Below are 25,421 nucleotides of genomic sequence, written 5' to 3' on the forward strand. Positions count from 1 at the left end.
CCGTCCGGCGGGTCTACCTGTTTGGTTCAGTCACCCGGCCGGGAGCATTCAGGCCCGACTCAGATGTGGACATCGGCCTTGAGGGGGCCAATATGGCGCTTTGCTTTGACGTTTGGCGCGAGCTGGAACGAGCCGCACCGGCCTGGAGGCTGGACGTCCGTTCGCTTGAGCCAGAAGATCTATTTACCGAACGCGTGCGCCAGAAAGGGGAGGTGGTTTATGAGCAGCCGGCTTCAGATCCTTAAGTCGGATATGCAAAGTCGTTTCCGCCATCTTTTTCGACATCTCTACCGTTACCATCTGGAAACGGAAGGGGTGCGACAGGCTCTAAAACAAGCGCAACGCCTGCAAGCAGTCTATCGTGAAAACCTGGGCCAATTTATCGCCTTTTTGGATCAGTTGAATCAGGCGGAAGGTTGAAGGTTGGAAGGTGAATTGGGTTCATAGCCTTGGCTCAGAAAATCAGCCTACCGGGGTGTATCAATCGCCTTACTCACAGGAATCAGCCTAAATGTGTGGCATCTGTGGCTTAATTTACACCGAGCGAGCCAGACCTATTGAGGCGAGTCTGGTTGAGGCGATGTGTCGTACAATTACGCATCGTGGCCCGGACGATCAAGGAATATATGTCCAGGGCAATGTGGGCCTGGGGTCGCGCCGTCTCTCCATTATTGACTTAGCGGGAGGAAAACAGCCAATCCATAACGAGGATGAGACGGTTTGGATTGTTTTCAACGGCGAAATCTATAATTACCCTGATCTGACCCGAATGCTGGAACGGCGAGGACACCATTTTTATACCCGCAGCGATACCGAAGCCATTGTTCATGCCTACGAAGAGTTTGGCGACGAATTTCTGCAACATCTGAACGGGATGTTTGCCTTTGCTTTGTGGGACACCAAAAACCAACGGTTGCTGTTGGCTCGTGATCGCACCGGCATTAAACCCCTCTACTATGCCAAATACGACGATGCTCTGATTTTTGGTTCTGAGTTAAAGGCCGTTTTGGCCTATCCCGGCCTGCCGCGGACAATTGACCTGGTTGCGCTCAACGAATATCTCAGCTTTGAGTACGTTCCCACCCCCCGGACAATTTTCCAGGGCATTGCCAAACTGCCGCCGGGACACGCCCTGTCTTTTGCCGAGGGTCAAACCCATATCTGGCAATACTGGGACTTTAATTTGGCCCGCAGTGAGAACATCCAACCGAAGCGACCGGCTGAGTATGAGGCCGAACTTCTGGAGGTATTGCGAGAGGCCGTTTGTAAGGAGATGATCAGCGATGTGCCCATTGGGGTGCTGCTGAGTGGCGGCATTGACTCCAGCGCTGTGGCCGCGCTAATGGCCGAGGCTGCCCCGGGAAAGGTTAAAAGCTTCTCCATTGCCTTTGACGATCCCTCCTTTGACGAATCTCACTATGCCCGCCAGGTGGCCCACCACTTGGGCACCGAGCATCATGAATTGACCCTGACCCCCAACACCATGCTAGACCTGGTGCCCCGCATGGCCGAGTTTCTGGATGAGCCGTTGGGCGATTCCTCAATCATTCCGACCTTTTTGCTGGCTCACTTTACCCGCCAACACGTAAAGGTGGCCCTGGGGGGCGATGGGGGGGACGAGCTCTTTGCCGGTTATTCTACCTTACAGGCGCATCGAGCAGTAGAATACTACGAGCGGCTATTGCCTGGCCCCATCCGCTATCAGTTGGCGCCATGGGTGGTTGACCGGTTGCCTGTTTCTTTTGACAATATTAGTTTCGACTTTAAGGCCCGGCGTTTCATCGCTGGCCGGGGAGTGCCTCCCATTGTGCGCCATCATTTTTGGTTAGGCTCCTTCATTCCGGCCCAAAAACGCCAACTCTTGCAACCCTGGGCCCAGGTGCGGGAGAAGGACACGTATCATATCGCCTTTGAGCACTTGCATAGTTGCCAGGCCAAAGCGTCCCTGAATCAACTGCTGTATTGCGATATGAAGCTATATATGGAAGGCGACATTTTGCCCAAGGTAGACCGGGCCAGCATGGCCAACTCGCTGGAGGTGCGGGTGCCGCTGCTGAACCATACCCTGGTAGAATACACGGCCGGGCTGCCGCACCACCTGAAACTGCACCGCCTGACCACCAAGTATATCCTGCGGCGAGCGCTGCGAGACCAACTGCCAAAAACTATCCTGGAACGGGGGAAAAAGGGTTTTAACATGCCGGTGGCCAAGTGGCTAACCGGCCCGTTGCGCCCCCTGGCCGAAGAGATGTTTTCGACCGAACGTTTACAGCGGCAGGGTTTTTTTGAGCCAACTTACGTGCGCGGCCTGCTAAACGAACACCTGGCTGGGCAGCATGATCATCGTAAGCTGTTATGGACCCTGTTAGTTTTTCAATTGTGGTATGATAGATGGGGAAAAGAATCATGACTCCACTGAAAAAAGTCGGACTTTTAGAAACAGCCACTATATCTGGGCATATAATCGGCCTTCACCTACTATATGCAGTATGGTAATGCGCAAAAGTCCGACTTTTCACCTTTTTTTCAGGAGAGTCAATCATGAAAAAGTCACAAAATGAGGAGCAGATGTTGTTTGTGACTATATACCAGGCCGTTCAGAAAGCAGGAATTAAACTGACAATCACTGTGACATCAATCATATTAACCTTTGTGCTTGTGACCATACCTTTGGAATTGCTGCTTCGGAGCGATTATTCAAAACTCTATTTATTTGGCGTTTATGGCAGTTTGCCTCAAAACCTCGTCTCCTCTTTGCGTAATTCCTTGGGATACCGAGATGTCGAACATGACCTTGAGAAATTGGAAGGCATGACCAGGATCCTGATCCTGGGGGACTCTCTTACTTATGGGGCAGGGGTAGCAGATAACGAGATATATCCTTTTCTCTTGGCTGAGTTAGCTGGCCCGCACGTGGAAATTATCAATATGTCGGTTGGTGGATGGAACACACGTGATGAGCTCAACGCCTTGTACCGGGATGGACTGGCCCTTGCGCCAGATATTGTGGTGGTTGGAGTGGTTACCAATGACCCGGAAACACCTCTCCCCAGATCAATCAGGCGGGGTCCAAAGGAGTGGAGATTTTTTACCCATATTCCTTCGCAGATTCCTCTACTGAGACTAGACACTTTCCGCTTCCTTGATTATCAAATCAATCGTCTTGGTGATCGTTGGGGGCTTAAGTATGGCTATTCTGATTGGGAAGCCGATTTGTACGATCCTGAGGGGCCTTATTGGCCTCGCTGGCAACAGACAGTACGTGAGTTTCGGGAGTTATTGAGATCCCATAACATATTAGCATATGCTTTTATATTGCCCAGTCCAGTTGACTTCAAAACGGCAGAAACTAAAGAGAGTTTCCACACGCTGCTGGCCCAGGAGTTGACCGCCGCCGGGTTCCAGACCGTAGATCTACAGCCCATTTATACACGCGAGTTTGGGGCAATTTCTTATAAGAAGTTGTGGGCGTTGCCCAATGATGGTCATCCAGGCCCGGTTTTGCATGAGTTTTATGCTCGTGAGATTTGGAAGGTTTTGCAGCCGCAAATTGGTACGCCAACACCTGAATTATACCTGCAACTTATTAACTCTTACACCAACGTCGGTCGCCAAGATGCAGCCCTTGATGCCTACCATCGATTATTGGAGTTGAAGCCTGACCTGGCCCAAGGGAAAAACCTGCTGAACAACGGCGGGTTTGAAGAAGGCGTTTGGAATGTTTATCCTATTTCTAAGGCGGCGACTTTTGGCCTCGATCCGAATGTCGGTTACAATGGACGATATAGCGCTTTGATTGAAGGATTGGCCGAGGGACAACACGGCCTGTGGTTTCAGTCGGTGTTGCTTGAGCCGGGCGTTGCCTACCATTTCAGTGCCTGGATCAAAACCCAGAACATTGATATGTTGCAGGTTGATCTGCTACAGTGGGAAGATAGAAGTACTGGTATAAGGGGAGGCAGTGAAAAGTCTTTAGAAAATCGAACGCTGGATTGGACTTATGTGGAAACAATTATCGTCGCACCTTCATCATCAGAGATCTACCTGGCCCCGATAGTCGTTTACAATGAGGGGAAAGTCTGGGTTGATGATGTCAAGCTCGTCAGGCTATCGTAAAGATTGTCTCCATAACTATGCGTATTTTACTGGTAAATTATGAATACCCCCCACTGGGCGGAGGGGCCGGTAATGCAACCGCTAATCTAGCCCAGGAATTGGCCGGCCTGGGCGTTGAAGTACGAGTATTGACCTCAGCTTTCCGGGAATTGCCCCATTATGAGCAACGCGATGGTTTCACTATTCAGCGCATACCCGTGATCCGCCGTTGGGCCGACCGGTGTACGCCGCCAGAGATGTTGACTTTTCTCATTAGCGCTGGATTGGCCGCCTGGCGGTTAGTTGGTGATTGGCGGCCAGAGGTTGCCATTACCTTTTTTGGTGTTCCCTCCGGGCCGGTCGGTTTGGCTCTCAAACTGAGATATGATATCCCCTACATTGTTTCTTTGCGCGGCGGCGATGTGCCGGGTTTTCAACCCTACGACTTAGCCTTATACCACCGGCTGGTTGGCCCGGTTATTCGCCTTTTGTGGCGGCAAGCCGGGGCCGTGGTGGCTAACAGCCGCGGCTTGCAGGTATTGGCTCAACATTCGGCCCCGCAGATACCAGTGCATGTGATTCCTAACGGCGTGGATGCGGCCCATTTCCATCCCCTTCCTCATATCCTCCATCAAGAGTCAACAATCCGGGTGCTCTTTGTGGGACGCCTGGTTTATCAGAAGGGTTTGGACATACTTCTACAGGCCCTGGCCCTGATACCGCCCCACATCCCGCTGTCATTAGAAATTGTCGGCGATGGCGACGCCCGGCCGGAGTTAGAACAAACAGCCAACAAACTGGATTATCCTATTCATTTCAGCGGTTGGCGCGCGCGGAGTGAACTACCTGCTCGTTACCAAACTGCCGACATCTTTGTTTTGCCTTCACGGGATGAAGGGATGCCCAACGTTGTTTTAGAAGCTATGGCTTGCGGCCTGCCAGTGGTGGCGACACAAATTGCAGGCAATGAAGAATTAGTCCAAGAAGGAGAAACCGGTTTGCTGGTTCCGCCTGAAACCCCAGCGGCTTTAGCCCAGGCCTTAATAAAATTAATCACGAATGATCGGTTACGACAACGAATGGGGCTGGCAGGCCGCCAACGGGTTGAGGAGCAGTACACCTGGCAAAGCGTGGCTAAAGCATATCTAACCTTGGCCGAGTCTTTGATTGAGAGAAATGATGAACTGGAAATACATCAGCATGCGGGTTTTACGACGCCAAATTCCTGACCGTTTGTTTTTTGCCATGATGAAACTGCAAGCAGCCGGGCTGGGTGATAACGCTTCTGAAGAATGTCCTGACGCAATTTTTGGGCAGTGGCGTGAGCGTTTAGAGGCGCTCAACCTGAATTTTCAGGGTAAACATATTGTTGAGTTTGGCAGCGGCCGCTACGCTCGAGCGGCGCTTCGCTGGCTGGCCGCAGGAGCCAGTCAAGTGACCCTGCTTGATCTTTATGCCGTACCGTTAGATGCTGAAGAACATCGGCTGATGCTGGCCAACGATTGCTCCAGGTTAGGGCTTGAGCTTGATGACGTGCTTGAACGCATCAAGGTTATCAGGGGAGACCTGATGACCTGGCCAATTCCACCTGCCCCTCAAAAAGCAGACCTATTGACCAGCGGGGCTGTGCTGGAACATGTGCAAAATCCGGAACTAGCACTGGTTAAATGCCGTGAGTGGCTTAAGCCTGGCGGCGTTACTTATCATGCCATTGATTTGCGCGATCATTATTTTGATTACCCGTTTGAAATGTTGACCTTCTCTGTGGAGGTATGGGAACGCTGGCTTAATCCCAAAGGAGGATTCTACCTCAACCGATGGCGTGTTCCAGATTATGTGCAAGCAATGCGACAGGCCGGCTTTGTGAATATCAGTTATGACGTCTTTCTGCAAGATGAACCGGGGTTAAGAGAAATCAGACCCAGGCTCAACCGTCAGTTTCAAGAAATAAGTGAAAAGGAGCTTTCAGTTTTGGGTATCTACCTGTATGGTGAGGCTCCTGCTGAAAATTCAGGCTGATATGAAAGTGTGTTTATGTGTGGTATCTGCGGCCAGATAAATAGTGACCCCGCCTGCCCGATAGACCGGCTGGTGTTGGAGCGCATGAATGCCGTCATTCGTCACCGGGGGCCAGATAGCGAGGGCTTCTATCTCAAAGGCGGGGTGGGGCTGGGGATGCGCCGGCTGGCTATTATTGACCTGGTATCCGGTGACCAACCACTTTCTAACGAGGATGGGACGATTTGGATTGTTTTTAACGGTGAAATCTACAACTATCCGCAGCTCCGCGCCCTTTTGGAGGCAAAAGGCCACATTTTCCACTCTAACAGCGATACCGAAGCGATTGTTCATTTATACGAAGAGCAAGGTGTGGCCTGCGTGGACCAATTGCGGGGGATGTTTGCTTTTGCCATTTGGGATGAGAATCAACGGCGGCTACTGCTGGCCCGAGACCGAACGGGACAAAAGCCGCTCTATTATACCGAACACAACGGGACGCTGTTGTTTGGCTCGGAGTTAAAATCCCTCCTCCAGTATCCCCATCTCCCGCTTGCCGTAGATGTCGAAGCTATTCATCATTACCTCACCTTACACTATGTACCCGATCCCTGGACAGCTTTCAAAAATATCCGCAAGCTGCCGCCAGCCCACCGGTTGGTGTGGCAAAACGGACGGATACAGCTTGAGCGTTACTGGGACCTGAGCTACGAACCAAAATGGAATCTCCCAGAAGCAGCACTCAAAATCCAACTGCGCGAAACTGTTACTGAGGCGGTACGCATACGCCTGATGAGCGATGTGCCCCTGGGGGCGCACCTCAGCGGCGGCATCGACTCCAGCATCATTGTTGGTTTGATGGCCGGGATGATGGATAGACCGGTTAAAACCTTTTCCATAGGCTTTAAGGAAGGCGGCTTCAATGAACTGCCTTATGCGCGCCAGATAGCCCAGAAATTTGGCACAGAGCATTATGAATTTATGGTTGAGCCAAATGCGCTGGATATTTTACCCAACCTTATTCAGCACTTTGATGAACCCTTTGCCGATCCCGCCGCGATTCCAACCTGGCACCTGGCCCAACTGACCCGGCAACATGTGACGGTAGCCCTCAATGGCGATGGCGGGGACGAAGCTTTTGCCGGTTACCAGCGTTACTACGCCGATGTAATTGCCGACGCTTATCGGTTCGCACCGGATTTTCTGCGGCAAGGTGTGTTCGACCGGCTGTTGCAGCTTCTGCCGGTACGCACCGATTTACCCATGGAACACAATTATGTAATGGCGCTGCGCCAACTGAGCCGGGCCGCCACCATGACCCGGGCCACCAGTTTGTTACGTTGGGGAACCTATTTTACCGAGACCGAAAAATTGGCGCTCTATACCGACGATATGCGCCAGGCCGTCAGCAACACGGTTTCGGCCGATTTATTGGCTCAAACCTTTCGAGAGGCCCCGGCCACCCATCCCTTGGACCGCACCTTATACACGGATGTGCATTATATGCTCGCCGGCGCTTTGCTCCCCAAAGTAGACCGAACGACAATGGCTCACTCCCTGGAAGCCCGTTCCCCCTTTCTGGATCATCAAGTATTGGAATTGACCGCCCGTTTGCCGGCAGGCTGGAAAGTGAGGGGACGGCAAACCAAATGGATTCTGCGAGAAGTATTTGCCGACCTGCTGCCGGCCGCGGTGGGAAAGCGAGGCAAATTGGGCTTTGGCGTGCCGCTAGGTCTCTGGCTGCGGGGGCCATTCTATCAGCCAGCCCGCGACCTGTTGTTGGCCCCAGATACCAAGCTCAGCCCTTATCTACGCCGCGCGGCTATTGCGCCTCTGATTGAGGAAAATAAACAGGGTCGAGCGGATAACGGGCGGCGCATCTGGGCCTTATTGGCTCTTGAAATCTGGCTGCGCCAATACGAGGTAAAAAATGTCGCTTGAGTTTGATTTTGGCCGTAACTGGCAAGATTTTTCCGCAGCTAAATTAGATAACCAACGTTTACAGGCTGCCGTACAATCGTTACAAGACTTGATTGGGGCCAAGAACATCGTCGGCCGGAGTTTTTTGGATATTGGCTGTGGCTCTGGCTTGTTTGCTATTGCGGCCGCGCAAAGTGGGGCCGCGCGAGTAGTGGGGTTTGACCTCAACCCAACGGCGATTGAGGTATCCACCCGCAACGCTTTACGCCTGAAAAAACAGGGGGACGCCCTGGCTGCACCGCATCTTTGTGTGGGTAATGTATTGGACCAGGCATTTCTGGCTCAACTGGGCACATTTGACCTGGTATATGCCTGGGGTTCTTTGCATCACACCGGGGCGATGTGGCAGGCCATTCGCAATGCTGCCTCGCTGGTGGAACCGGAGCGGGGGAGCTTGGTGATGGCGATTTATAATTATCACTGGAGCTCCCCAATTTGGCAACAGATCAAGTGGCTGTACAATCTGTCGCCCGGCCCTGGACGTTGGTTGCTCAATTATCTTTTTGGTGCTATTATCTACGCCGCTAAAGCGTTGGTTACCGGCCGTAACCCCCTGGCCAAGGAACGGGGAATGGACTTTTGGTACGATGTGATTGATTGGTTGGGCGGATATCCTTACGAATATGCTTCACCAACAGACATTGTAAATTTCATAGAAGCCGAAGGATTCCAAATCGAGCGAATTGTGGCACCAACAGTACCCACCGGCTGTAATGAATTTGTTTTTAGACGCGCCGATAGCGCTCAATGACAAACTTAATGAACCAACTGCCGCAAGACTGGAGATTTGGACATTCTGAACACATCCCATGACCAAACCGTTAAAAGTATTACACCTCATTGACAGTCTGGACGCCGGCGGCGCCCAAGAGATTGTAGCCAGTATTATTAAATATGCCCATTCAAAGACGTTTGTCCATCACTGTGCTGCTTTGCACGGGCCTGGAATTGTTGGTGAGGAATTGAAAGCAACAGGTACTCCAGTAGCCTACCTTTCTAACCATCGGTACCGTGTAATCACAAGTTTGGTTCACTCTTTCAAGGTAAAACGACAAATTCAACCTGATATCATTAATCTCCACCTGGAATTCTCAACCCTATTGGGACTTTTCTTAAAAAATAAATCTATCAGATCCAAATATGTAGTATCGATGCATGCTCTGAAAGAACAATTACCTGTTTGGTTCTATCCCTTGCTCAAACCAGTCATCAAGCGGGCCAATGGGATAGTGGTTGAAGACCAGATTGCCAAAAAACAGATCACACAGTTGGGGTACCATCCATCTAACATCAGTCACATTCCTATTGGCACGGACTATGCCGAACGGCTCAAAGCTCAAAAGGGATGCCTCACTGGTATCCGTAGGGAATTTGGGATTTCAGCAGATTCACCCATTATCCTAAATATTGCCCGTCTACACCCCGCCAAGGGCCAAACACAGCTACTGAGAGCATTTAGACAAGTTCAAGATCATTTACCTCAATCCCGGCTCATTATTGTTGGTCGCGGTCAGGAGGAGCGAATATTGCGCAACTTGGTCAGTCAACTAAACCTGGATAACAGTGTGATTTTTGCCGGCCTGCGCCGTGATCTAGAGAATTTTTATACTGATGCAGACTTGTTCGTTATGACTGCCCTTGATGAAAATATGGGAGTAGTCATCTATCAGGCAATGGCGATGGGTTTACCAGTTGTGGCTTATGACGCAGGTTCTATTGCAGAGATTGTTGAACATAATCAAACTGGCTTTTTGACACCATGCGGTGATGTGGATGCCCTGGCTGGTCAGTTGATAACTATCTCAAAAGACCTTGCATCATATCGGCAGATAATAGGTGCTGTAGCGCGAAAGCGAATTGAAACTGAGTTTTCAGCCGAAACGATGGTTCGCCGATACGAAAACTTTTATCTAGAACTTGTAAGACATTAATGATATCACTGGCTGACATTCAACCAACTTTCTTACCCTGGCGGGGTTACTTTGATATTATTCATAAAGTTGACATTTTTGTATTCTATGATGATGCTCAATACGACCGTAGATCTTGGCGCAATCGCAATCGTATCAAAACACCAAATGGTAGCCAATGGATTACAGTACCGGTTCTCACTAAAGGAAAATATTTTGCTCCTATCAATGAGATATTGATTGACAACCGACAGAACTGGCAACATAACCACCTTAAAACTATTCACCACTGCTACAGTAAAGCACCATACTTTGAACAATTTTTTCCTTTGCTGGTCCAAGTCTATGAACAGCCATGGGAACGGATATCTGATCTCGATATCTATCTGACTAAGATGTTAGCCGATATTCTAGGGATAAGGGTGCAGTGGGTCGTTTCTTCTGATCTTAAGTTGACATCTCGTAGCACAGACCGTCTGGTGGACATTTGTCTGGCCTTGGGAGCTGATCGCTACTTGTCTGGTCCCTCTGCGCAAGCCTACATTGAGCCAGAGAAATTTAAACAAGCAGGGATTACTTTGGAGTATCAAATTTACAACTATCCACCTTACCCTCAAATAAACGGAATTTTTGATCCACATATATCAGTAATTGATCTGCTCTTTAACTGCGGTCCAGATGCACCAAATTACATTTGGGGGACTAAATGAAACAAAAATTAGCTATTGAGGGGGGAACTCCCGTTCGAGATACGTTTTTGGTTTTCGGGGCACCTTGCCTGGGCGAGGAAGAGATTCAAGAGGTAGTAGTCACCCTTCGCTCCGGCTGGATTGGCACCGGGCCAAAGACGCAGCAGTTTGAACAAGCCTTTGCCGAATATGTGGGCGCGCCTTATGCGCTGGCCGTCAGCTCTTGCACGGCCGCTCTGCATCTATCTTTATTAGCAAAAGGTGTAGGGCCGGGAGATGAAGTCATTACCACCCCGCTAACCTTTGCGGCAACGGCGAACGTGATTGTTCATTGTGGGGCCAGACCCGTCTTTGTTGACATCCAACCGGATACTTTGAACATAAATCCCGAACTCATCCCGGCGGCTGTGTCGCCCCGCACCAAGGCTATTATTCCGGTCCATTTTGGCGGCCTGCCGGTTGAACTGAATGCAGTGCGCGCTGCGGTGGGTGACATCCCCATCATCGAAGATGCCGCCCATGCCATTGGCAGCCGTTACCAGGGCCAACGCATTGGCGCTCATGGGAACCTGACCTGCTTCAGCTTTTATGCAAACAAAAACTTGACCACAGCCGAAGGCGGAATAATTACCTTTAGCGAGGGTAATCTCTACAATCGTCTGATGGTTTTGCGGCTACACGGGCTTGATGTTGACGCCTGGAAACGCTATCAAAAAAAGGGGATCGCGCATAGTGAGTTACTGGAAGCAGGCTATAAATATAATCTAACCGACCTGCAGGCCTCGTTGGGACTGCACCAACTGGCCAAGGTAGAGGCTTTCTTGGCCCGCCGGGAAACCATCGCCCGATTTTATGACAGGTCGTTTGCCGATTTACCCGGTGTGACACGTCAATGGCGCCCTGATAACATTCAGAAACACCGGCATGGACTGCACTTGTATGTTTTAATCTTTGACCCCGTACAGTTTGCCGCCTCGCGCGATGAAATCGTCACTGCCCTGCGGGCAGAGAATATTGGGGCCGGTGTGCATTATACTGCTTTACACCAGGAGACTTTCTACAGGCATTTACTGCAACTGTCCGACGGCGCATATCCAATGGCCGAACATATTGGGGCCAATGTCCTTTCGCTTCCCTTAACCCCAGGCATGACGGACCAAGACGCGCAAGATGTGGTAGACGCTACTTATAAAGTTTTGGAGGCATATAGACGATGAATAGCACCAGCCCAACTCTGGGCAGCCGTTTATACGGAGCCTTTTACAATTTTATACGCAAAACCCCGGCGCTCAACCATCTGGCTCACAAGATGATGCAAAGTGAGGCCATTTACCACATGCCCCCTTACCGCAAAATTTACCAGGAACTGGTCGAGCGTAAAGCACGGCAATATATGCGGGTTCCGCCTTTTATTGAGATGACTATCACCGATGCCTGTAACGCCCGCTGCATTATGTGCCCACCCGAAGTTCACTTGGGCAAAACAATTATGGCCCAAGAGCTGTTTGAGCGCATTTGCCTGGAAGCCGAGGCGCTGGGCATCCGCAAGATGATTATTACCGGCGGTGAACCGCTTCTGGACAGAAATATCTTTGACAAGATCCGTTTTGCCAAAGCCCACGGTTTTACTTATGTCCACATGTTCACCAATGGCTCATTGATGAACGAGAAAATAGCCCGAAAGATTATTGCCACCGGCCTGGACAGCCTGACCTGGAGCATTGATTCGGCCCGTAAAGAAGAGTATGAGCAAATTAGGATCAATCTCAAGTTCGATCAGGTAATTGCAAATATCCGGCGCTTTATGGAAATTCGGCAAGAGATGGGCTGGCAAACGCCTCTGACCCGGGTCAATATGGTAACTTTATCAGAAAATCAAGATAGCCGACGGGAATTTCGAAAGTTTTTTGGCAAATTCGTAGATATCGTCGAAATCATCGATTCACACAACTTCGCTGGGAGTCAAACCAATCTAACCACTGATGCTGCTCATGAATACCATCAGACTACACGATACCCTTGCCATCTCCTGTTCAGTAAGGCAGTAGTATTTTCAAACGGCTTCCTAAAGAAGTGTAGCATTGATTATGCAACGCATGCCATTATTGGTGACCTCAAGAAACAATCTCTTCAAGAAATCTTACAATCAAAACGTATGCTCTCTTTAAAAGAGGCTCATCTAAAACAAGAATTCAATGAGCCAGGTTGTGATATTTGCACGTATAAAGAGTCATGGTGGGTGAATTACTAATGACTGATCCAATTACAAAAACAGCTGATATACTTTCGGAAAGAGTTGACATTGACACTTGCCCTGTGTGCGGCAATGGCCAATTCAAGTCGTGGCGCATACTCAGAGGTTGGAATCTTGACCAATGTCAAGTCTGTCAGATGATTTTCGCTAATCCCTGCCCGTCTGAGGCCGCCTTACAAGCCGCTTATGCCCTGCCCAAGGAAATATATGATCAATTCTTTCAAACTGCTTACCTGAACACAGAGTCGATTTTGAGTGGAAACGCAATCTGGCAACGCAATACAAGCCAGCAATATCTTGACCTGATTGAACAACAACTTGGCCACACCGGGCGCATCCTGGATTTGGGCTGTGGTCCGGGGGTCTTCCTGGAAATGGCTCAAAGCCGTGGTTGGGAGACAGCCGGGGTTGATCCTGGAGATTGGCGCCAGGGTTATGACAAAGACGAGCTGCTGAACATTCACCGCTGTTCCCTGTTTGAGGCCGGGTTAACAGAAGCCTCGTTTGATGCGGTATTTATGGGCAGCGTTCTTGAACATTTACACAACCCCCGTCGCTACCTGGACGTGCTGTACCGGCTGCTAAAGCCAGGTGGCGTTATTTACGTGGTTGGGTTGCCGAATATAAAGTCATGGACCATCCAACTCGGGCTTGACCGCTGGATTGGCAACCATCCTCCCCTGCATCTGCTGTACTTCTCGCGCCAGACTGCTCGCCTATTGTTCACCAATATGGGATACAGGCAAATATCCATAAAATGTTATGGCATGTCTGAAACAATGCTTGAAGCCGTTTTCAACCGGTGCGGCCAGGCTTATACTGGTGATTATGCCGGTTATGTAACCGAGTCGACATGGCGGGGGCAGTTATTGAGATCTATCCGCCGGCTCGTGTATGAATTTTTCAATTTCTCGGGGATAGGATCAGTGCTTGAAATTCTGGCTCGCAAACCATAAATAATGAACAAAACGATAACACGAAACCGGTATACACCTACCGGTTTCGTTTCACGGGCAAAAGGTTATATCCAACGTTTCTACCGGATAAACGGATTATTGTCTCCATTGGAGCCGCGCCTCTCGGAAAATCAAACCTCAGGAGTACCCCTAATCCGCCAACCGGTTATTATTATTGGGTGTGGGCGATCTGGCTCGACGATGTTATTTAATCTTCTCAGCGAACATCGTCGCCTGATACCAACGCGGGGCTTTCCCGACGGGGAAGATACCGAGATGTGGGTCAAAATTGGTGGGGCTTTTATAGCCGGTTTTGGCGGGGCCAGATTGCGCACGCCAATCGGCCACTGTTTTTGTCTACCGATGGACGATGCCGATATTGATCCGGCGCGGATCAACTTTATGCATAGTTATCTGGCCCAAAAATATCCCGCTCTGAAAAGGGATGGCTTTTATTTGCTAAACAAGAACGGACATCTCAGCAACAAACTCAAATACATCCACAAGATTTTTCCTGACGTTAAGTTGATTCATATCATCAGGCATCCTTATGCGATGATTGCCAGTTGGAAAATCATCCTCGCTCAGTTTGGCCATCTGCTGGTGGAGATTCCAAAAGAACCAACAACGTGCATGAACCTCTACCCCAACCAAGGCTGGCGCCGTCACTCCCACGTAATCAGCCGGTACAATACAAACATCTACGACCCGACCAGACCAGACTCGGTACGATTACTGGCCAGACATTGGGTCAACATTAACACCTACATTATGCAACAATTGAAGGAGAGGCCGGATATTAACTGCCATTTGGTCAAGTATGAAGACATGTGTCTGGATCAGGATAGGACCTTGACCGCTCTACTTGACTTTTGCGAACTGCCGGCCAAAACCGAGTGGGTGTTGAGAATGGATCAGGCTATTAACTACAAATGGCGAACTCAGCTTACCGAGGCAGAATGCACGATAATCAGAGAAGAGCTTGAAGCGGATATAGCGAAGTTGGGCTATGAACTGCCCCCATCTACAATAAAGACCCGATGAACCAGAATGAACTCGTCTTTCTTCTGTTGGTTGAACTACTGTTATTAGTCTATCTTCGTTGGACGCTCAAATCTCGGGGCGCGGCCCTTGCCCTGGCGATATTGTCTGTAATTCCGATATATTTATCCCTGGAAATGACCAGCCAATTTTTAACCGTGGATGAAGAGCAGATTAACGAGTCGCTTTACATATCTTTACCTGATTATAGCCCAAACCAATGGTTGCGAGGGTTATTCAGAACAACCGATGTTTTGTTTGGTCCCCTGGGAGCGATCCTGCTCAAATACTTCCCCCAGATGGCAACGACGCAAATCAAAATTCTATTCAAGAATCTCCATTGGCTGACCGGATTCATCATTTTACTCTGGATGTATCATTTGTTGAAGCGACACTTTGTTGTGGCCAGCCACAGCGCGTTCTATTTTATTATTTTTATATACACCGCTTTGCTCCTGCCAACCAATAACCTGGCCTTAAAGATTTTTTATCAAGATCCACTGGTTCTATTGCTGGGCGTTATGGCCATCTTATACCTCATTCTGGCAATCAAGAACAGAAACCGGATTTTTGCCCTGTTCAGCATTGTTCTTGCGTTTCTGGCCGCCCAAGAAAAATTGAACGCATTTCCGATTTTAATCCTTTCTTGGGCGGTATATGGCTACTTGAGTTACCTGCTTGCGGCCAGGTTTAAATATATCAAGTTGGTTTGGAGCCTTTTGCTGGCCATCGCCATTACCCTGCTTACAAGCGCCGTGTTTATGCTAATCATTGCCGGGCTGCGAAATTGGAATGTTCCGGAGGAATTTTGGCAGAGCACCCATTACCCCTTGACCGCCTGGGGGGGAACACTTCGGTTTATAACTGAAAAAATCAACTTTGGCAATTACTATCCTTTGCAAACATTGGCGCTTACCCTGCTCATAACCTGTCTGCTGGCCGCTGCTCTTTTATTGGCAAACAGGTTTCTGACTAAAAATTCAAGCTTGTTGATGAAGTTTGGCCGCTCAATCAATAACGCGAATATCGGTCTGGCGATTTTGGTTCTTGTTATAGGAATTGTAAGCACCTATTATGTTCAAGCGTATTTAGCCCCGCATTTCCCCATCGAATCCGGCCAGTATCAACCTTCCGGCAAAATGAATGATACCATTGTTCACTTTGCGGCTACTTCGCGGCGCCAACATATAGCTTTATACATTGGTCATAGTTATGCCGCGTTTGTGAATTCAATGCCATCAGTCTATTGGCTTGGTTTAGCCGGCGCATTTATTGTTTCCAAGATCCTTCACCGGGAACAGAAAACAAGTTGGGATCTCGAATTACTATTAACTTTGGCTCTGCTCATGCCACTGGCCTTTGCCCTGGCCCAAATGCCGGTTGGAGGTAGATATTTCAACATCGGCTTGTTCTTGACAGCCCTGGTCATTTCGTTCAAGGTAACGGAGGCGATGACCAACCTGTCGCCAATGAAAAACGCCCTTTTTTGCGCCCTGTTTGTAACAGCTTTAATTCTTGAGGTTCTGCCTTTCCGCCCCTTGTATGCCCCTTTTAGACCGATTTGGTCAAATCATTACAGTAATACCCCCGAAGCCGGAAAGCCAATCCGGCCATGGCCGGGTTGGGGAGAGGAGGTAATGCTGGCCGGTAAAATTCTTGAGAAACAGTGTCATGCGTCGGATGATCACACTCTCGATGGGGTTCCTTGTGTGTCACTAACTTTAGCCACTCTGTATGGAGGCGACTGGTTAGATCTAAACCAGCAGATCAGCACTATTCAAGGTGTTCGAACTTCATTGTCAAAGTTGCCCCTCACAGCAGCCAATTATTATATTATTAACCGCGCCTGCGTTGTTCAGAAAACCTGTCCATTTCCGGCTGAAGTAGACCCTGCCTTTGTCATCAATTTTCGGGGATTTATTCAGGCCTGGATATTCAGGGGCGACCAACTTAGAGCAGCCGGATACGAGTTCATCCGTCACTGCCCAACCGACCAAAGAGCATTGACGAAATTACCAAGCTTAAACAATCGCCTACAGGCGATACCATTAAATAGCCTACCTGCTGAATTACCGCCTGTATCCTGTAATATGGAACCTGCGGGAGAATTTCGAGACCTGTGGCATAGCGCCAAAGCGCTTATAGGATGCCCGCAACACATTGAACCGTTGGCCGGCGAATTCATTGAAACATCTTTTGAAAAGGGACGTATGTTTTGGCCAGACAAGCTTGACCCTTATGGTGACTTTAGATTGGTTATCGCTACTTATGGCGGGCAGGAGTTAGGGGCATGCGGCAATTGGGAATATTACCCGGAGGATTGGCAGCCGGAACTACCCGAATTCTCCTGCTCTCCCGGCGACCCACCCCCGGGAAAATTTCAACCGAAATTTGGCATAGGGCAGGTATGGTGCATGCCCGGAGTATTCGATAGAATCGGCTGGGCCATAACCCCAGAATATAAACCTGAGCCTAAAGTAAGCCTGCTTCAGAACTTTGAGAAAGCAGTAATTCTGCGTGATAGCGAGGGTTACGAGGAGGGACTGGTCTACGTTCTCTTTCACGCAACGGGAGAATATATCAGGCTGCCATATCAGGGCGTCGTCACAACAGACCGGCAAAAGTAACCAAATATTCGCCCTACAATATACTGAATTTGCCAGAAACAAGAGGGGAACTGAAACAATGACTTTGAAACTGACCAGCCAGCAGCGCATGTGGGTGAGTTGGATAGCCCGGCTGGCCTTTGCCGCCCTGATTTTGGCATTGCTATTCACCCAGGTCGATTTTGCCGCCGTACCGCATACCTTAAGCCGTCTTGACCTGCGCTTATTTATAATCGCCTTGGCCAGTTTTTTTCTCCTCCGGTATATCTACGCCTACCAACTATCGTTGGGCCTGGATTTACTCCAGATGCGCTTCAGCATCTTTGAACTGTTCAAGATCAAGCTCATTGCGGGTTTTTATAGCTTGCTGCTGCCTGGTGAGTTAGCGGGAGGGGGCGCAACCTGGTACAAACTCTCGCGTCCTGAACGCAAAGGTATCCAGGCCGGGGCGCTGTTGATTTATTTCCGATTGGTGGACACTCTCGTTTTGCTCGGCGTCGGCTTAATTGGTATGTGGTTTGATGCGCGCCTGGCCTCACCCTACTTCCGAACCATCGTGGGGATGATGTTTGGCGGGGTGATGTTGTTATGGCTGCCCTTTTGTTCGGCAACGGTGACCAGCCTGATAGCTCACCTGAGCCGGCCGCTGTTATCTCGCCTTCCGCTTCCAACCTGGTTATACGCCAAAGGTTGCGCCGCCTGGGAAGCCTTGATTGCTTTCCAGGGGTTAGCCAATGGCCGCACCATTGGATTGGTGCTGGGCCTGTCGTTATTAGCCCGGAGTTTGGGGGTATTCAACGTATATCTATTAGCCTTGGCTCTGGACATCCATCAACCTATATTCGTCATAGGTTGGTTGACTGCCCTAACAGCCATCATCAACATGATGCCGGTTTCGGTTGCCGGGCTGGGGGTACGTGAAGCCAGTTTTGTCTTGCTTTTAAATGATTACGGTATATCCGAAGCGCGGGCCTTGAGCCTATCCCTGATAATTTTTGGCGCAGCGGTGGTGGGCGGATTGGCAGGAGGCCTATTTGAAGCCGGCGACTGGCTGCAAGGTGGACGACGAATCCACCAGGCTGTTTCAGGGCCAGAGAATGGTGTTACGGGGTCTATAACAACAATTATCCAAGAAGAGTAACTACTTAGGCCACTCCCAACCTCGTTCCCAAACTCCAGTTTGGAAACGAGAGGCTGGGTAGTTACCAAGAAGATACAAACTACTATGAATCGGTATGAACTTGTTTTTCTGTTTTTGGCCGAACTCTCACTCCTGCTCTATCTCCGTTGGCAATGCAAGTCGTGGCGCGCAGCCTTGCTTCTAGCTGCCTTATCCCTCCCCCCCTTATACCTCTCTCTGGAACGAGTCAGTCAATTTCTAACCTACGATGCGCTCGTGTACGGCATTATCTTGGAATCGCTCCACCTGGCCTCCGCTGACCTGGGGCAGTGGCTTCTGGTTGCCGCCAGAACGACGACCACCTCGCTAGGTTTACTGGCGGCCGCAGCGCAATATTACGCGCCGGAAATGACCGAGATCCAGGGCAAAATCATCCTCAAAAATCTGCATTGGTTGACCGGATTTATTCTCTTACTCTGGCTCCATTACCGCTTGCGCCGGGACTTCATCTCAGAGTCAAATAAAAAATTCTTCTTTGTTATTTTTATCTATACCGCCTTACTCCTGCCAACCAACAACATTGCTCTGAAAGTTTTCAATTACGATCTGCTCTCGATGCTGTTAGGCATCTTGGCTCTGTTGCACCTGGTAACAGCCATCAAAGAAAAAAGTTCCAGGGATGGGTTGATTGGGATTGTCTTGGCCTGGTTGGCCGCCCAGGAGAAGTTGATCGCCTCTCCAATCTTAATCTTTGCTTTAGCCGTATATGGCTACCTGGTTAGCCAACCAGCCTCAAAGTCTGGTTATGCCAGGTTGTTTCGGGGTGTTCTGGTGGGTTCTATTGTGGCGGCGGCCATAGGTATTATTTTTACGTTGGTCGTTGCCGTCATACGACATTTTAATGTGCCGACCGGTTTCTGGGTAGGCGCTGTGCGTCCTTTGACAGCATGGGCCGGGCCAATTATGCTATACAATTTTGGCATTTTCGGCAGTGATAATTTTAGATATTACTTCTTACCCCTGCTGGGGCTATCTTTCCTGATTAGCTGCCTGGCGGCCCTGGGCATTTTGTTGGCAGACAAATTTTTCACACTTCGACCCCATTTATTGGCCATAATCGGCCGCCAACTCGATCGGGCCAATATTCTGCTGGCTATTTTGGCGCTGTTGGTTGGAATTGCCGGCACCTATGTCGTAGATGTTTACTATGCCCCGTATTTTCCCATTGCGCCGGGGAATTATGACCCTCCGGTCCCAATATTCGCCGGCACTGAGATCGATTTGCACTTCAACGCGGCCTCGGCCTGGCAGCATCGTGTTTCGTTCATAGCTTATGCTTACGCCATTTTTGTGAATGCAATGCCCACGGTTTACTGGCTTAGCATGCTGGCGGCCCTGCTCGTGACCAGGCTTACCCAACAGCGGCAGAAAATAGACCTGGGATTGGAACTGCTATGGACCGGGGCCTTGCTCATGCCGCTGGTTTTTGGGCTGTTCCAGATCCGGGTATGGAACAGATACTTCAACATCGGCCTATTTTTGTTTGTTATGGTGGTTTCGCTGAAAGTGACAGAAGCGCTCACCACCCTGCCCGCAAAGAAGAAAGCCGCCTTTGGGGGGATATTTGCGGTACTCCTGCTGGCAGAGATTCTGCCTTTCCGCCCTTTATATGGCGCTTTCAGACCGATCTGGGCGCATTACGACGACAGTACCCCCATCAAGGGCAAACTCAATCCGGCCTGGCTGGGCTGGGGTGAAGATATTATGCTGGCCGGCCAGGCGCTAGAAAATCAATGTCACCTGTCGGGTAATAATACCTTAAACGGCATCCCATGTAACTCCATTACCCTCTACTGGGCTTATCCAGGCGAGTGGCTGGATGAGAACAAAGAGATTACGGTGCTACCTTACCAAAAAATATATGACAAACTGGCCAGCGGGGAACCGGTATATACGGCTGCTAATTATTATCTCATCAATCGTTCAAACATTATCCAGGAGGACACTTTTCCGGCTGAAGTGCCACCCGATGTTCTGATCAGTTTCAGGAGGTATCCCCAAACCTGGGTCTACCGGCTTGACCGGCTGAAAGAAGCCGGTTACGAGTTCATCCGGCCCAACGAACCCTTTCGCCTGGCCCGTTGGCAAACTGAAGAGGATTACTGCCGGGAATTGGTCACAAACAGCCCTCCCGCTGCGCCGGTTTTATGTGAGGTTGAACCGCGCGGAGAATTTTATGAGTTATGGCAGCGCGAAAAATGGCGGCTGGGCTGTCCTTTGCACCCTGAACCGGTAACTACTGAGGCGATTGAGGTTCCGTTTGAACGGGGCCGGATGTTCTGGTTGGGCAACCTCAGTGCTGCCGGCGAACGGCTGGTGATAACAATTTACGGGGGGCAGGAATTAGGGGAACAGGGCACTTTTCTCCACACCTGGCAACATGACCAACCTGGTTACGAACGAGGACAACCGGAATATGGCTGCTCTGCCGATGACCCCCCGCCGGGCAAATTTCAACCAACTTTTGGCATAGGCCAGGTGTGGTGCCAACCCGAGGTTTTTGATAAAATCGGCTGGGCCACAGGGCCAGAAGAACACCCTTCACTGGGCGTCATTCTGGTGCAAGATTTTGAAAAAGCAGTGCTTCTACGAGATAACCAGGGTTACACCCAAGGGCTGGTTTATGTTCTGGGCCGGGCCGATGGACAATATATCAGGCTGCCTTACGCAGCCTGGGTATGTGAAGAGACCTCCCATTAAAATTCAACCAGAAGAACCAGGGCTTGAGTTCCTCAGATAACCAATAGGCCACCATCGCTGTAAATTTGTGTTTTGCCTGGGCTTGGTGTATGATGGCTGAATTGTCAAAAAACGGTTACTTTATTGAGGCGTACACAAGTGTTTTCCAGGATTTGGGGTGGCCTGGCAGGTATAACCTTCTTGGGCTTACTTTGGTTAAGCGGGCCTTATCTGGTTGGCGCTTATTATCTGGATAGAGGGGCCGCCCTCATGGCCGAGGGGGATAATCAGGCGGCGGTCGGCTACCTGGAAATCGCCCTGCATTTTGAACCAGATAATGAGCAAACCTACCGCAAGTTGGCCAAAGCCTATCTGCAATTGGATAAACCCAAACAGGCCCTGGCAGCCGCACAACAAGCCCTATCCTTATCACCCAACAACCCCCTCCTGCTGTTGGAGCTAGGGGATGCATACGATGACTTGGGCAATGTGGAACAGGCGATTGCTCATTACCAAGCCGGGCTGATAGGCGACCGGCAACCCCAACTGGCTGTCAATTATCTGAAACTGGCCGAGCAATTATGGCTAAAAAATGACCGGGAAGCAGCGGTTTCTATCTGGCGCGATAAACTCCTGGGCCAAAATGATTACGCCGACTTATATGCTAAATGGCGTTTGTATCAATATTACGCACACAACGTTGAACAAGCTGATTTTTACCGCAACCAGGCAAAGCATTTTCCTGAAGAAAGCTTTTTGCCAACAGCCGAACCCCGGTTAGCCAGTTACCAAATTGAGGCCATCGCCGGCGCGCTTAGAGATGATTTGTGGGCCACCGCCACCAAGCGGGGTGTGTTGGCTTACTATGCCTGGTACAATGATCTTCAACCAACCGAATTCTGGTTGCAGCGTTTGATAGAAGCGGCCCCGGAAGAGGCGGAATTATGGTATTACCTGGGCGAATATTATCGCCGCCAGGGACAATCACCCCAGGCCGAAAACGCCTACAAGCAAACCATCGCCCTGGCCCCCGATTATGCCCGGGCCTATCTGCGTTTAGGTATGCTGAACGAGGCCAGGTTCAAAAACGGTGAAAATCAACAGTGGCTGCGCCAGGCCCAAACCTGGTACCAACAATACCGCCAACTGGCTCCTGAAGACCCCCTCAGTTTAAAGAAGTTGGCCGATGGATGTGAATTGAGCCAATGCTCTGAAAATATCTGGCTGGCGCAGTTAAAGGAGGAGTTGGCCCATCGGGAGCCAGAATTTCCCGTTGGTGGTTACTATACTCAAATCAATGACTGGCAGTTACTCGGTTATGACGCCAACGAAGCCATGTTGGTGGGGGGCGAGCCAACGGCCTTATGGCTTTACTGGTGGGCGCCGGCCAATGGTGTTCCTATAACCGACGAGGCCAACTTTTATCATATTGGCGAGCGTTGGGCGCAGGTGATAGAAGAGGCGCGGAACCTGGTTCCGAATGGCGGGTTTGAATTGGGCCGGACTCCTTTTGGTTTTCCTGAAGATATCTATGACATCTCTGCCCAAACACGCACTTTTGTCGCTGAGCGCCGTTATGGGCAAGATACCCGAGCCGCCTTACTCAACAACGTCGGCGAGATGGATCATACCAGTTTTGTTACCAATTATTTTCCGGTAAACCCACAGCACGTTTATTTGCAAGCGGCCTGGGCCAAAGGCAAAGAGGGGACCGGTTTCCTGGGCTGGCGCTGGCTGGGCAACCTCAAAAGAGGGCAACAGGTGTATGATTACTACAACCTTATTCGGGAACCCAATGAGCCGGCTCATTGGGTTCACCATGCTCACCTCATGAAACCTGCCCAGGGCGCAACCGCAGCCCAGGTATGGTTACTTAACGCTGGAGTTGAAAATCAATTTTATTTTGATAACGTGCTGTTGGTAGATATTGGCCAATTTGGGCCGGCTGAATAATCAACTTACCCCTGGATGTAAATGTATGACAGACTTTGCAACTTTATATGACGAGCTGGAAGAATATGTTCGGCGGAGAGACCCGGCCTCCTATAATGCGCAGCGGATTGCGCTAGAGGTGGCGCACTATAAAATTCCTAATTTACTGGCTGTTTTACCCCAAAACTTTTCCTATCGTTCAATAGCCGAAATAGGCTGCGCCACCGGAGAAATCATCGGCGCGTTTCCCGGCACTGATGTTGAACGTAGAGTTGGATTTGATATATCTCCTAACAACGTGCAGATAGCCCAACAGAGATTCCCTGAAGTTACGTTTATTGCCGGCGATTTTCAAAGGTCTACTGAAAAGTTTGACCTGGTGATCTTGAGTGATATTTTAGAGCACGTGCCCAATGATGTTGAGTTTTTACGGGCTGCGGCCGGGCTGAGCCAGGTTGTGTTGGTGAATCTGCCCCTGGAAAAATGCTTATTGTTTGCTCTTAGAAAATATGGTCCAGAAGATTCCTCCGGCCACTTAAGAAATTACTCGCTGGCTGATGGTTTAAAGCTGTTTGAAGCGGCAGGATTAACAATCATAAATTACCAGCAAAAATGGTCTTTTGAAAGTGAGTATGAATTATACAGGCAAGAATTAAATAAACGGGTATGGGGCACAAGATTTTCGGGAAATATACTAAAGCGGACGGTCAAAACAATCTTATATCAACTTTTTTCATCCTCCAGGTGGTTTAGGCGGATAACCCTGTCCAGCAACTTGTTTGCTGCTGCTTGCCTAAAAGAGTAATCAATGAACCTCAGAAATAAACTGGGCATCACGATATTTGCTCAACTCTTTGGAGTCGGCAGCACGGTTTTGACCAATATTATTATCGCCCAAAGATATGGGCCAGAAGGGCAGGGGTTTCTTACGACCTATCGCTCTGGGGTAGATTTTCTCACCAATATTGGCCTCTTTGGATTTCCACAAGCCTTTGTATTTATGATAAACTCCAAAATGATAAAAACTAACTGGGCGGTGAAATTCTCTGCCTCCTATAGTCTCTTGTTTGGGGGGGTGGTTTTAGGCCTGGGCAGCCTTTTATACGCTTTGGGCGTGAGGGAGTTGAGCGGCTTTAATGTGCTGACCATTCTGGCCATCATTGTGGCCGCCACCGGCATGTTGCTGCACGGCATGTACCGAGCTATAAGTTTATCAGTCAAACCAATTCAAGTTTACAACTTGGTTTCGGTTATGCCGGCTGTTTTTGCCCTCTTGATATATTTCTTGTGGTACGCCGAGAATTACCAGATTTTGGTGCTGGGCCTGGTGTTTGCCGGCGCTATTTCTGCCTGCTTGTCGGCCTTTGTCTTAAAGGAGCATTTATTCTTCAAACAAAGAGATGGCCATAATTTATCTAAAGTGATTGAGGCGACCCGGTATGGTTTCTGGTCATTTATTCCCGGTATTGCTTTTTCCTTTGTGGCTATGGCCACATACACCTTGTTGCGCCAGGGCGGCAAGGCTGACGAAATAGCCGGTTACTTTAGTATTTCATATTTGTTGGTTTCCACAGTCATTTTGCCCCTTAATATGATTATCCCGGTGCTGTTTGATACCTGGTCAAAGGAGACAGACCAAAAATACAATCTGCAATCCTATCTCAAACTCTCACACCTGGGCACAGTTATGGCTGTTGCCGGTTCTACGATAGGCATGCTTCTGGTTAAACCAATGACAATTCTGGTCTTTGGACTGGAGTTTTCACCATCGGCGCTATCAACTCAAATCTTGCTATTGAGTGTTTATGCTCTGTATCAAAACCGGCTCCTATCGGCTATGCTGTTGGCCCTGGGCCAACCGGCAGTGGTGGGGATTGGGGCTTTAATTCGAGCGGCCATCATTCTGCCGCTTCTATTTTGGGGAGAATTCAATTCTCACCTGGGGGCGGCCTCGCTCTGGACTATTGGGGAGTTTATCAATATGATTTATATGTTGATTCTCGTATGCCGCCGAACCGGTTGGGTGTCGTCCCAGGTAGCCGGCCTATCCTTACCCTGGATTTTCGAAAACTTGAAACATCCCCCTATCCGAACATAGTAA

Annotated in this window: 20 protein-coding genes; all 20 read left to right on the forward strand. The window is 49.7% G+C overall.

From position 1 onward, the window contains the following. Positions 1–245, forward strand: a 245-nt coding sequence (locus JW953_06495; GenBank protein MBN1992335.1) for a nucleotidyltransferase domain-containing protein, incomplete at its 5' end; no start/stop codon positions are given. Further along, on the forward strand, positions 220–420 hold the full coding sequence (locus JW953_06500) for a hypothetical protein (protein ID MBN1992336.1): 201 nt from the start codon (positions 220–222) through the stop codon (positions 418–420). The genes JW953_06495 and JW953_06500, both read left to right, overlap by 26 nt. Positions 421–511: 91 nt before the next feature. Next, a complete protein-coding gene (gene asnB, locus JW953_06505) occupies positions 512–2,410 on the forward strand; it encodes an asparagine synthase (glutamine-hydrolyzing) (GenBank protein ID MBN1992337.1) in 1,899 nt (632 codons plus the stop codon). A 131-nt stretch (positions 2,411–2,541) separates the two neighbouring features. After that, a complete protein-coding gene (locus JW953_06510) occupies positions 2,542–4,116 on the forward strand; it encodes a carbohydrate binding domain-containing protein (GenBank protein ID MBN1992338.1) in 1,575 nt (524 codons plus the stop codon). Between the two features lie 17 nt (positions 4,117–4,133). Continuing rightward, positions 4,134–5,324 carry a glycosyltransferase family 4 protein gene (locus JW953_06515; GenBank protein ID MBN1992339.1) on the forward strand — a complete coding sequence of 397 codons (1,191 nt, stop codon included), beginning with the start codon at positions 4,134–4,136 and terminating at the stop codon, positions 5,322–5,324. Next, positions 5,296–6,114 carry a methyltransferase domain-containing protein gene (locus JW953_06520; GenBank protein MBN1992340.1) on the forward strand — a complete coding sequence of 273 codons (819 nt, stop codon included), beginning with the start codon at positions 5,296–5,298 and terminating at the stop codon, positions 6,112–6,114. The genes JW953_06515 and JW953_06520 overlap by 29 nt, the downstream gene beginning before the upstream one ends. A gap of 15 nt (positions 6,115–6,129) precedes the next feature. Beyond that, complete coding sequence (gene asnB, locus JW953_06525; protein MBN1992341.1) at positions 6,130–8,034, forward strand: asparagine synthase (glutamine-hydrolyzing); 1,905 nt, start codon at positions 6,130–6,132, stop codon at positions 8,032–8,034. Continuing rightward, positions 8,024–8,824: a class I SAM-dependent methyltransferase gene (locus JW953_06530; protein ID MBN1992342.1), complete on the forward strand. Its 801-nt coding sequence runs from the start codon at positions 8,024–8,026 to the stop codon at positions 8,822–8,824. The genes asnB (JW953_06525) and JW953_06530 overlap by 11 nt, the downstream gene beginning before the upstream one ends. 58 nt (positions 8,825–8,882) lie before the next feature. Further along, positions 8,883–10,004, forward strand: coding sequence for a glycosyltransferase (locus JW953_06535; protein MBN1992343.1), 1,122 nt, complete (start codon positions 8,883–8,885; stop codon positions 10,002–10,004). Continuing rightward, the gene (locus JW953_06540) at positions 10,004–10,693 is read left to right on the forward strand and encodes a WbqC family protein (GenBank protein ID MBN1992344.1); all 690 of its coding nucleotides are present in this window, start codon (positions 10,004–10,006) and stop codon (positions 10,691–10,693) included. The genes JW953_06535 and JW953_06540 overlap by 1 nt, the downstream gene beginning before the upstream one ends. Then, on the forward strand, positions 10,690–11,889 hold the full coding sequence (locus JW953_06545; GenBank protein ID MBN1992345.1) for a DegT/DnrJ/EryC1/StrS family aminotransferase: 1,200 nt from the start codon (positions 10,690–10,692) through the stop codon (positions 11,887–11,889). The genes JW953_06540 and JW953_06545 overlap by 4 nt, the downstream gene beginning before the upstream one ends. Beyond that, the gene (locus JW953_06550; GenBank protein MBN1992346.1) at positions 11,886–12,923 is read left to right on the forward strand and encodes a radical SAM protein; all 1,038 of its coding nucleotides are present in this window, start codon (positions 11,886–11,888) and stop codon (positions 12,921–12,923) included. The genes JW953_06545 and JW953_06550 overlap by 4 nt, the downstream gene beginning before the upstream one ends. Before the next feature lie 140 nt (positions 12,924–13,063). Then, complete coding sequence (locus JW953_06555) at positions 13,064–13,882, forward strand: methyltransferase domain-containing protein (protein MBN1992347.1); 819 nt, start codon at positions 13,064–13,066, stop codon at positions 13,880–13,882. Positions 13,883–14,083: 201 nt separating this feature from the next. Then, complete coding sequence (locus JW953_06560) at positions 14,084–14,926, forward strand: sulfotransferase (protein ID MBN1992348.1); 843 nt, start codon at positions 14,084–14,086, stop codon at positions 14,924–14,926. Then, positions 14,923–17,550 (forward strand): hypothetical protein, encoded by a 2,628-nt coding sequence (locus tag JW953_06565; GenBank protein ID MBN1992349.1) that lies wholly within the window; start codon positions 14,923–14,925, stop codon positions 17,548–17,550. Before JW953_06560 ends, JW953_06565 begins: the two co-directional genes overlap by 4 nt. Positions 17,551–17,608: 58 nt before the next feature. Next, a complete protein-coding gene (locus JW953_06570) occupies positions 17,609–18,670 on the forward strand; it encodes a flippase-like domain-containing protein (GenBank protein MBN1992350.1) in 1,062 nt (353 codons plus the stop codon). An 84-nt stretch (positions 18,671–18,754) separates the two neighbouring features. Next, positions 18,755–21,409, forward strand: a complete 2,655-nt coding sequence (locus JW953_06575) for a hypothetical protein (GenBank protein ID MBN1992351.1) — start codon at positions 18,755–18,757, stop codon at positions 21,407–21,409. 138 nt (positions 21,410–21,547) lie between these two features. Then, the gene (locus JW953_06580; GenBank protein MBN1992352.1) at positions 21,548–23,341 is read left to right on the forward strand and encodes a tetratricopeptide repeat protein; all 1,794 of its coding nucleotides are present in this window, start codon (positions 21,548–21,550) and stop codon (positions 23,339–23,341) included. A 25-nt stretch (positions 23,342–23,366) separates the two neighbouring features. Next, positions 23,367–24,125, forward strand: coding sequence for a class I SAM-dependent methyltransferase (locus JW953_06585; GenBank protein ID MBN1992353.1), 759 nt, complete (start codon positions 23,367–23,369; stop codon positions 24,123–24,125). A gap of 3 nt (positions 24,126–24,128) precedes the next feature. Then, positions 24,129–25,418 carry a hypothetical protein gene (locus JW953_06590; protein ID MBN1992354.1) on the forward strand — a complete coding sequence of 430 codons (1,290 nt, stop codon included), beginning with the start codon at positions 24,129–24,131 and terminating at the stop codon, positions 25,416–25,418. Positions 25,419–25,421: the final 3 nt, after the last annotated feature.

It is taken from the genome of Anaerolineae bacterium, assembly GCA_016931895.1.
In the GTDB taxonomy this organism is placed as follows: Bacteria; Chloroflexota; Anaerolineae; order 4572-78; family J111; genus JAFGNV01.

Excerpts from the sequence above, each read along its gene's own strand:
- JW953_06500 (MBN1992336.1), top strand. The coding sequence starts at position 220 with ATGAGCAGCCGGCTTCAGATCCTTAAGTCGGATATGCAAAGTCGTTTC.
- asnB (MBN1992337.1), top strand. The coding sequence starts at position 512 with ATGTGTGGCATCTGTGGCTTAATTTACACCGAGCGAGCCAGACCTATT.
- JW953_06510 (MBN1992338.1), top strand. The coding sequence starts at position 2,542 with ATGAAAAAGTCACAAAATGAGGAGCAGATGTTGTTTGTGACTATATAC.
- JW953_06515 (MBN1992339.1), top strand. The coding sequence starts at position 4,134 with ATGCGTATTTTACTGGTAAATTATGAATACCCCCCACTGGGCGGAGGG.
- JW953_06520 (MBN1992340.1), top strand. The coding sequence starts at position 5,296 with ATGCGGGTTTTACGACGCCAAATTCCTGACCGTTTGTTTTTTGCCATG.
- asnB (MBN1992341.1), top strand. The coding sequence starts at position 6,130 with ATGTGTGGTATCTGCGGCCAGATAAATAGTGACCCCGCCTGCCCGATA.
- JW953_06530 (MBN1992342.1), top strand. The coding sequence starts at position 8,024 with ATGTCGCTTGAGTTTGATTTTGGCCGTAACTGGCAAGATTTTTCCGCA.
- JW953_06535 (MBN1992343.1), top strand. The coding sequence starts at position 8,883 with ATGACCAAACCGTTAAAAGTATTACACCTCATTGACAGTCTGGACGCC.
- JW953_06540 (MBN1992344.1), top strand. The coding sequence starts at position 10,004 with ATGATATCACTGGCTGACATTCAACCAACTTTCTTACCCTGGCGGGGT.
- JW953_06545 (MBN1992345.1), top strand. The coding sequence starts at position 10,690 with ATGAAACAAAAATTAGCTATTGAGGGGGGAACTCCCGTTCGAGATACG.
- JW953_06550 (MBN1992346.1), top strand. The coding sequence starts at position 11,886 with ATGAATAGCACCAGCCCAACTCTGGGCAGCCGTTTATACGGAGCCTTT.
- JW953_06555 (MBN1992347.1), top strand. The coding sequence starts at position 13,064 with ATGATTTTCGCTAATCCCTGCCCGTCTGAGGCCGCCTTACAAGCCGCT.
- JW953_06560 (MBN1992348.1), top strand. The coding sequence starts at position 14,084 with ATGTTATTTAATCTTCTCAGCGAACATCGTCGCCTGATACCAACGCGG.
- JW953_06565 (MBN1992349.1), top strand. The coding sequence starts at position 14,923 with ATGAACCAGAATGAACTCGTCTTTCTTCTGTTGGTTGAACTACTGTTA.
- JW953_06570 (MBN1992350.1), top strand. The coding sequence starts at position 17,609 with ATGACTTTGAAACTGACCAGCCAGCAGCGCATGTGGGTGAGTTGGATA.
- JW953_06575 (MBN1992351.1), top strand. The coding sequence starts at position 18,755 with ATGAATCGGTATGAACTTGTTTTTCTGTTTTTGGCCGAACTCTCACTC.
- JW953_06585 (MBN1992353.1), top strand. The coding sequence starts at position 23,367 with ATGACAGACTTTGCAACTTTATATGACGAGCTGGAAGAATATGTTCGG.
- JW953_06590 (MBN1992354.1), top strand. The coding sequence starts at position 24,129 with ATGAACCTCAGAAATAAACTGGGCATCACGATATTTGCTCAACTCTTT.